The 1,275-nt window shown below is 44.2% G+C and carries 2 protein-coding genes; one reads left to right on the top strand and one right to left on the bottom strand.

Translation table 11 applies throughout. The annotated features are described in order from the left end of the window. The coding region (locus tag GMD4S_RS12205; protein WP_000310383.1) for a substrate-binding domain-containing protein at window positions 1-356 on the top strand (356 nt) is incomplete at its 5' end. Window positions 357-391: 35 nt separating this feature from the next. On the opposite strand, the gene GMD4S_RS12200 is transcribed toward GMD4S_RS12205, so the two are convergent. Continuing rightward, a partial coding sequence (locus tag GMD4S_RS12200) for a cation diffusion facilitator family transporter (protein WP_000619000.1) occupies window positions 392-1,275 on the bottom strand: 884 nt, incomplete at its 5' end.

Below are 1,275 nucleotides of genomic sequence, written 5' to 3'. Positions count from 1 at the left end.
GGAGCTTTACTGCCCAGTCTGGCTATGACTTGATGAAGGAGGCCATTCACAAGCTAGGAGAACAACTCCCACCAGCCTTTTTCGCTGCCAGCGATAGTTTAGCCATCGGCGCCCTTCGTGCCCTTCAAGAAGCTGGAATCAGCCTACCAGACCGCGTCAGCCTCATTTCTTTTAACGACACCAGCCTGACTAAGCAGGTCTATCCTCCCCTTTCTAGCATCACTGTCTATACCGAAGAAATGGGCCGAGCAGGGATGGATATTCTTAACAAGGAAGTTCTACACGGTCGCAAAATACCTAGCCTAACCATGCTGGGCACCAGACTGACATTGAGAGAAAGTACACGGAATGAATAGAATATCAAAACGACCTCTTATTGAGGTCGTCTTTTCTAATGATGATGCCCATGCTTCTGCTCTAACTCTCTCACCCTCCGCTTATGTTGCGCATGATTACTTTGACTGCTATCCACTTCAATAGTGATATTCTGCACGCCTCTTTCTTCTAAACATTGACGCACCACTTCTTTGGTCTCCATCATCTGCTCCCAGTCCTTGATACAAATGTGAACAATAGCATTGTTCTCTAGACCGTCCATGGACCAAATGCTAAGTTGGTTAACACTTTTGACATTGGTCAGAGCCTCTATATCCTTCTCCAGATCACTTGTCTCGACCCCTTCTGGCACAGCATCTAGGAAAATCTTCAGTGCGCTCCAAAAGCGAGGAATGGCTTTCGACAGAATAAAGATGGAAATAATAAGCGACAAGAGTGGATCGAGGATATACCAATCTGTAAATCGAAGAATAATCGCCATTAGAATGACAGCCAACCAACCAAGAGTATCTTCCAAAAAATGCAAGCTAAGAATTGACTCATTCTTTGTCTTTCCTTTACGAACTACCAGACTTGCTAGTACATTGATAACTACTGCAATGATTCCCAGCCAGAGGATACCATTTTCATTAACGGGTTGCGGGTGAACGATCTTTGTGACATTTTCCAAGATCACTAGGACAGACCCTATCATAAGAATCACAGCCGTTAGCATGGCCCCTAAAAGGCTGAAACGTTTGTAACCCAAGGTGTACTGCCTATCTTCTTCACGGTTTGAGATTGTTTCTAAAAGGGCTGAGATACCAATGGCTATAGCATCTCCCAAGTCATGAACAGAATCAGCAAGAACTGCACTCGAACCAAAGATTCCTCCTGCGATAAACTCAACAATCGCATAGCTTAAATTTAAGAAAAAAGCTAACCAGATAGATGTTTTAG

The organism is Streptococcus sp. GMD4S, assembly GCF_000296955.1.
Note: the sequence above shows the minus strand (reverse complement) of the source record. Positions and strands in the feature narration are given on the sequence as shown.